This window comes from Acinetobacter sp. 25-47-130 (assembly GCF_056779705.1).
Map to the genome: position 1 here is coordinate 1 of NZ_JBWYII010000018.1, position 7,345 is coordinate 7,345.

At 41.4% G+C, this 7,345-nt stretch carries 9 protein-coding genes; all 9 read right to left on the reverse strand.

Annotation, left to right across the window (positions count from 1 at the left end; all coding sequences use genetic code 11):
• Nucleotides 1-202: CoA-transferase (locus AC1M83_RS14080; protein ID WP_481590936.1), on the reverse strand; the 202-nt coding region annotated here is incomplete at its 3' end.
• A gap of 43 nt (nt 203-245) precedes the next feature.
• Nucleotides 246-1,454, reverse strand: a complete 1,209-nt coding sequence (gene benE, locus AC1M83_RS14085) for a benzoate/H(+) symporter BenE (protein WP_180000663.1) — start codon at nt 1,452-1,454, stop codon at nt 246-248.
• Between the two features lie 56 nt (nt 1,455-1,510).
• Nucleotides 1,511-2,290 carry a 1,6-dihydroxycyclohexa-2,4-diene-1-carboxylate dehydrogenase gene (locus tag AC1M83_RS14090; RefSeq protein ID WP_180029081.1) on the reverse strand — a complete coding sequence of 260 codons (780 nt, stop codon included), beginning with the start codon at nt 2,288-2,290 and terminating at the stop codon, nt 1,511-1,513.
• A 13-nt stretch (nt 2,291-2,303) separates the two neighbouring features.
• On the reverse strand, nt 2,304-3,320 hold the full coding sequence (gene benC / locus AC1M83_RS14095; RefSeq protein ID WP_180029080.1) for a benzoate 1,2-dioxygenase electron transfer component BenC: 1,017 nt from the start codon (nt 3,318-3,320) through the stop codon (nt 2,304-2,306).
• Nucleotides 3,321-3,410: 90 nt separating this feature from the next.
• Nucleotides 3,411-3,914 (reverse strand): benzoate 1,2-dioxygenase small subunit, encoded by a 504-nt coding sequence (benB, locus tag AC1M83_RS14100; RefSeq protein ID WP_035270498.1) that lies wholly within the window; start codon nt 3,912-3,914, stop codon nt 3,411-3,413.
• Nucleotides 3,911-5,293, reverse strand: coding sequence for a benzoate 1,2-dioxygenase large subunit (benA, locus tag AC1M83_RS14105; RefSeq protein ID WP_035270495.1), 1,383 nt, complete (start codon nt 5,291-5,293; stop codon nt 3,911-3,913). Before benA ends, benB begins: the two co-directional genes overlap by 4 nt.
• A 74-nt stretch (nt 5,294-5,367) precedes the next feature.
• Nucleotides 5,368-6,288, reverse strand: coding sequence for a catechol 1,2-dioxygenase (gene catA / locus AC1M83_RS14110; protein WP_481590937.1), 921 nt, complete (start codon nt 6,286-6,288; stop codon nt 5,368-5,370).
• A 150-nt stretch (nt 6,289-6,438) separates the two neighbouring features.
• Entirely contained in the window at nt 6,439-6,729 is a 291-nt protein-coding gene (catC, locus tag AC1M83_RS14115; protein WP_092766278.1) for a muconolactone Delta-isomerase, read from the reverse strand.
• Nucleotides 6,730-6,755: 26 nt separating this feature from the next.
• A partial coding sequence (locus AC1M83_RS14120) for an enolase C-terminal domain-like protein (protein WP_481590938.1) occupies nt 6,756-7,345 on the reverse strand: 590 nt, incomplete at its 5' end.

Sequence of the window (7,345 nt, forward strand, 5' to 3'; positions counted from 1 at the left end):
CTTGTAACAGTTTAGCCAAGCCGTAATCACCATTACCTGCGTTGTTGTTGACGATCACTAAGTCTTTAATACCGAGTTCAATTAAGCCATCGATGAGTTCAGCAGGCTGACCTGCAGTACCAAACCCACCAATCATAATGGTTGAACCGTCTTTAATTTGGGAGAGGGCTTCGGTTAAAGACGCTGAGCTTTTATCAATCATAATCACTTCCTAAACAAACGATCTACATTTACCTTTAATATGATCAGGTCGATGTAGACGATGATGGGGTAGTATTTTGACGCTTCGTTAAAATCACGTGCGCTAAAATACCAATACAGATTCCCCAAAAAACTGAACTTAAACCTAAAAATTGCATACCTGAAACAGTCGCCAAGAAAGTAAGGAGAGCTGCGTCACGATCCTTTTCTTGGAACATAGCAACGTGTAAATTTGTAGCAATAGCACCTAAAAGTGCTAAACCTGCTAATGCAGCAACAAGTTCTTTAGGCAGTAAGCTAAAAAGCATCACAATGCTGCCTGCAAATAAACCACCTAAAATATAGAAAATACCGTTCGCAATACCTGCGATATAACGTTTCTCTTTGAGCTCATGTGCATCTTTACCTGTACAGAGTGCGGCTGTTATTGATGCCAGGACAATGGTGATCCCGCCTACACAAGCAACAGCTAACGATGCGATACTGGTAGTGGTAATAATGGGTTTTGCTTGAATGTCATAGCCACTTAATTTCAAAATTGCCATGCCAGGTAAAAATTGACCAGAAAGGCTGACTAAAATAAGAGGTACTGCAAGATTTAGAAAAGAGTTAAGCGTCCACTCGGGCGCAATGAATTGGGGTATTGCAAGTGAAAACTCCATATTCACAGCATTGAATTTTCCGAGGACTAAACTCATGAAAATACCAGCTGCCAATACAAAAAGCATGGCATATCGAGGTGTTAAACGCTTAGCAATCAGATACGAAATAAGCATTCCAAACACGATATATGGCATGGTATTGGTCGCGGTAAAAAGACCAAATCCGAACTGACATAAGATACCAGCCATCATTCCTGCAGCCACTGATTGCGGTATCAAAGCCAATAGTTTGTCGAAATATCCGGTAATACCAATGATGAAAATCACTACAGCTGTAGTGATATATGCAGCAACTGCTTCATTCAGTGATATATCTGGAAAAAGTGTGACTAGCAGAGCAGTACCAGGTGCCGACCAAGCGGTAATGACAGGAACTTTAAATTTTATTGATAATAGAATTCCAGCTACAGCAGCACCAATTGAGATACCCCAAATCCATGAAATCATCATGTCTGGTGAAACTTGGGCTTGTTGTGCTGCTTGAAAGAAAATAATTAATGGTCCGGCATATGAAATCAATACAGCTAAAAAGCCAGCGACAGTGGCGGAAATAGACCAATCTTCTTTTAGTGTTTTAAACAGGGTTGCCATTGTATTTGCCTCCTTGCGTCAATGATCCTGTGAATTTAAAGAGTCCGTGATCAGGGTTAACCCTGATCACCACCACCTACAGGTACGACTGTGCCTGTAATGTATGAAGACTCATCTGAAGCAAGGAACAAAATAGCATTTACTTGTTCTTGAATAGTGCCATAGCGTTTCATGTAGCTGCGGTCAATTGTTTGATCAACCACTTCTTGCATCCAAGCTTGATCTTGCTCAGATAGTGGTGAAGTATTACGTGGAATTACACGTGGTGGAGCTTCAGTACCACCTGTAGCCACTGCATTGATGCGGATACCATCTTTAGCATGTGCAAATGCCATTGATTGAGTAAAACTATTTACACCACCTTTAGCTGCAGAATATGGAAGACGGTTAATTCCACATGTGGCGATAGATGATACATTCACGATCACACCAGATTTTTGGTGTTGCATGTGTGGTAAAACTGCACGACAACTCCATAAAGTTGGAAATAAAGAACGATTAATCTCTTTAATAATTTCCTCTTCAGAAAACTCTTCAAAAGGTTTCATCCAAATCGCACCACCAACATTGTTGATCAGCACATCAATTCGGCCATAAGTCTCGATCGCTTTATTTACAACAGATTGTGCACCAGCATAGGTTTCAAGATCAGCTAAGACAGTAACACCTGTGCCACCTTGAGTCGTAATTTCTTCAAGTGTGGTCGTCACGTATTCAGCACGGTCAGCCAGTACAACTTTTGCACCTTCGCTAGCTGCTTGAAGAGCAACACCGCGACCGATGCCTTGAGCGGCACCAGTAACGATTACGATTTTATTTTCAAATCTTTGGTTCATGTTCCTCTCCACTTTAATTCGCAGAGAATTTTTCGAATAAGAAGTTTGCAGGTTTAATGCCTTCAGCATCTAACCAACCACGAACTGCATCTACCATAGGAACAGGACCACAGAGGTAAACGTCTACATCACCACCGTTGAGCCATTCAGTTTCAATGTGACCTGTCACATAACCTTTACGTTCGTGTGCAGATTCTGGGTTTGCAACTACGGTACGGTATTCAAACCAATCAAGTTTTTCTTGAAGTTTGTTGAGTTCTTCAATAGCAACTAGGTCAAAGTCATTGGTTACACCAAAAACTAAACGTACTGGATGTTCAGAACCTTTTTCTTCTAATACTTGAAGCATCGACATAAATGGAGCAATACCTGTACCACCAGCAAGCATTACTACAGGGCGTACTACATTACGTAAGTAGAAGCTACCAAATGGACCAGTGAATGTCATTTTGTCGCCGACTTTCGCTTCGGTGCTTAAGAAGCTACTCATTTTACCGTTAGGAACGTTACGAACAACAAAGCCGGTCAAACGGTTGCCTGGCTTAGAGCTGAAAGAGTATGAACGTGTTTCAGTTGATCCAGGTATACCTACATTTACATACTGACCAGCAAGGAAATTGATATCTGGCTGACCCTCGTCTAGTTGAATATCAAAGGTAATTGTAGATTCAGATAAGTTTTCTACACGAGAAAGTGTACCTTGATATTGATGAATTTGAGTTTTGCATACATCAGATGATGCTTGAATTTGGAAAACTGCATCTGAAGTAGGACGGCACTGGCAAGCTAAGATATAGCCTTGCTCAGCCTCTTCTGGTGTAAGTGCATCTTCAATATAAGTTTCTTCAGGCATGTCATAGCTGCCAGACTCACAAAAAGCTCGACAAGTACCACATGCACCATCACGGCAATCCAGCGGAATATTAATCTTTTGACGATATGCAGCGTCAGAAAGCGTTTCGCCTTGTGCAACTGAAATAAATCGGGTTACGCCATCTTCAAATTGAAGTGCAACATTATGGTTTGACATGGCTGAATATCCTTTAAGAATCTTTTGAACAATTTTTTGGTGTAACTACCAAAATTCCATTTGGTAGTTACTGAACTTGTTATTTACTAATTACAGGTGATATACGTCGATTACTTGATTGATGTAATCATTTTTGAGTACCACATATTTATTTAAAATTTGTGGTTTTTCACCAGACAAATTGATTTCGTAGCGTGACATGCCGAAGTAGCTGTACGACTTTTGGTAGCGGTAACTTAAAGTGTTCCAGTTGAAACGAACAACAACCTTATCTTCATGACGTTCAAGAATTTCAATGTTGTTAATATTGTGGCTTGTACGTGTATCAGGCATTGTTGCAGAAGAGCGTTCAGTTTTGATACGGAACACGCGGTCTTCTAAACCTTGACGATCTGGATAATAAATTAACGAGATTTCTGATTGAGGATCTTCAGTTAATGTATTGTAGTCATCCCAAGATGGCATCCAGAACGATGCTGTAGGTGCATAGCACTCTAACCATTCATCCCACTGTTCATCATCAAGTAGGCGCGCTTCTTTAAATAAGAACTGGCTCACTGATTCTAAAGTTGCTTCAAGATTCGCGTTACTCATGCGTTATCTCCTTGTTCAGCTAAAGCTTGTTCTGCTTTAATCGCACGTTTCATTTCTTCTAACCAATGTTGATGTTGCGCAAGGTATAAACCTTCGTCTTCAGTTTTAACGCCTGAAAGTTTAGGTTTTAGACCAATTTCGTTTGCTGCATCATCTGGGCCATTGATCCAATGCTTTGAGCCACGGCACATATCGTTCCACTCAAGTTCGATACCAGCATAACCTGCTTGACATGCACGGAATTCTTCTAAGTCATCTGGTGTCGCCATACCTGAAGCATTGAAGAAATCTTCATATTGGCGAATACGGCGTGCGCGAGCTTCTGGCTCTTCACCTACAGGTGCGATGCAGTAAATTGTTACTTCAGTTTTATCGACAGCAATTGGGCGAAGTACACGGATTTGTGAACCGAACTGATCCATCAAATAAACGTTTGGATATAAGCAAAGGTTACGTGAGCGCTCGATCATCCACTTCGACATAGCAGGACCGAATTTCTCAGAGTATTCATCTGCTTTAGGGAAGTTAGGGCGGTCTTCAGGGTTAGCCCATTGTGTCCAAAGCAACATGTGACCATTTTCAAAACCGTAAGAACCACCGCCTTGTTTACCCCAAGAACCTGCGCTCATTGCACGGATGTTGTCGCCAGCTTGTTTTTCTTTACGTTGTTGCGTAGTTGCAGCATAATTCCAGTGAACTGCAGATACATGGTAACCATCTGCACCATTTTCAGCAGTGAGTTTCCAGTTTCCTTCGTATGTATAAGTTGAGGCACCACGTAAAACTTCTAAACCTTGATCAGACTGACCCACGATCATATCGATAATTTTAGTCGTTTCACCTAAGAATTCTTCTAATGGCAAGACGTCTGGGTTTAAGCTACCGAATAAGAAGCCTTTATAACTTTCAAAACGTGCAACTTTCTTAAGATCATGTGATCCTTCTTTGTTGAAGCAGTCAGAATAACCAGCATCTGTTGGGTCTTTAACTTTTAAAAGTTTGCCTGAGTTATTGAATGTCCAACCATGGAATGGGCAAGTATAAGTAGCCTTATTACCACGTTTGTTACGGCAAAGTTGTGCACCACGGTGTGAACACGCATTGATCATTGCATTTAGCTCGCCTTGACGGTTACGAGCAATCACGATTGGCTGACGACCGATGTGTGTCGTGTAATAATCATTGTTATTTGGAATTTGGCTTTCGTGTGCCAAGTAAACCCAATTACCCTCAAAGATGTATTTCATTTCAAGGTCAAAAAGGGCTTGATCAGTGAAAACTGAACGATGAAGTTTAAACTCACCTGTCTCAAAGTTGTCTACAAGTAACTCATCAAGACGATCTAAATGGCTGGTATTAATTACAGGAATACGTGGCATGGACGTTCTCCGACTTTCCAAATTGAGGGGAAGTCATCGGGATAATTGACTTATCCCGATTCCGACTAATTGATTTAAGCTGATGCGCGGCGGCGTTCAACTTCAGTAGAAGGCGCACCTTCAACGTCTTTCACTAATTCAATGTCAAATTGAATATGTTTGAACGCACCTTTTAGACCACGACGAGCAATTTCAGCTTCATCAGTTACATCTACAGCAGTTGCCACTAAGCCATCACGCGTTGCAAATGCAAAGTCATCCCAAAGGTATTCATCACCTTCGATGTTGAACTGCGTAGTTAATTTACGGTAGCCAGGCGCAGTGACGAAGTAATGCACGTGTGAAGGGCGGTTACCATGACGACCAAGTTTGTCTAATACAAACTGAGTTGTACCTTCTGGTGGGCAGCCATAACCTACAGGCATTGTGGTTAATGCTGTATATTGACCTTGTGCATCCGTGAAGATCGTACGACGTAAGTTAAAGTCAGATTGAGACTTATCAAAGAACGAGTAGTTACCTAAGCTGTTTGCATGCCAAACTTCAACCTTAGCACCTTCAATGATGTTACCTTCAGTATCTTTAACGATACCTTCAATAATTAAAGTTGGGATTTTGCCTTCTTCAGAACCATCATCCATACGTGCAAAACCAACTGATTCTGGTGCACCAGCGACATACAATGGACCTTCAATTGTACGTGGAGTACCACCTGTAATACCTGCTTGAGCATCTTTCTCATCTGCACGTAAATCAAGGAAATGCTCAAGACCTAAACCAGCAGCCAAAAGACCTAATTCGTTTGCTTGACCAGCATCAGTAAAGTACTCAAGACCTTTCCAAACTTCAGATTGGCTTAAATCTAAATCTTCAATCGCTTGGAATAAGTCAGATACTAAACGTACAACGATTTGCTGAACACGTTCATCAACAGGACCTGTTGCAGTATCAACGTTCATTTTTTTGACTAAAGCATTAATTTGTTCGCGGTTCATACTATTTCTCCTTAAGTATGCTTGCTGTGTGGTGGCTGACTTCTAATGTGTTTGAGCTCGCTGCCACAATCCTTGTTTAAAATGACGCTAAAAAACCTCTGGATGTATTGATGTCATGGCCTGAATCAATCAAGCCAAGACACTTAAAACTTAACGATCATCTTCACGGATAGAAGATGGGTGGCGATTTAACGCCATTACTTCGATATTCATATATGGATAAAGCGGAAGACCTTGTAAAATTGAATGAAGCTCTTCATTGCTTTCCACATCAAAAATACTGATGTTTGAATACTGACCTGTGATTCGCCAGATATGACGCCACTTGCCTTGTTGCTGTAACTCTTGCGAATACGCCTTTTCAACAGCTTTAATCTCATTCGCTTTTTCAACTGGCATATCCAGTGGGATGTTCACATCCATTCGTACATGAAACAGCATGTCTCACTCCTGATGTATCACGTCGCTTATTTGCGGCGAAGGTTGTCAATCTTGTCTAAATCCAACTCAATACCTAAACCATTGCCTTGAGGCAGATGTAATTCGAAATCACGATATTGAAGCGGGGTCTTTAAAATTTCGTCAGTCAACAGCAATGGACCAAATAATTCAGTGCCATATGCCAAATTCTCAAAGGTCGAGAACAAATGTGCAGAAGCGATGGTGCCAACAGAACCTTCAAGCATCGTGCCACCATACAGATCTACACCAGCGAGGTTTGCAATGGTTGCTACATCACGACCTTCGAGTAGGCCACCAGACTGAGCAACTTTTACAGCAAACACAGAAGCAGCATTACGCTTCGCTAAACGATAAGCTGTACTTGGACCCATCAATGACTCATCCGCCATAATGGCAATATCAAAACGACGAGTTAAACGCTCCATGGCATCAATATTGTCAATCGCACATGGCTGTTCAATTAGATCCACACCACCATCTTGCAGAAGCTGAATACCTTTGATCGCTTCTAACTCAGACCAAGCACGGTTCACATCGACACGGATAGAAATATCAGCACCTAACGCTTTTTTGATGGTGAGAACATGCTCAACAT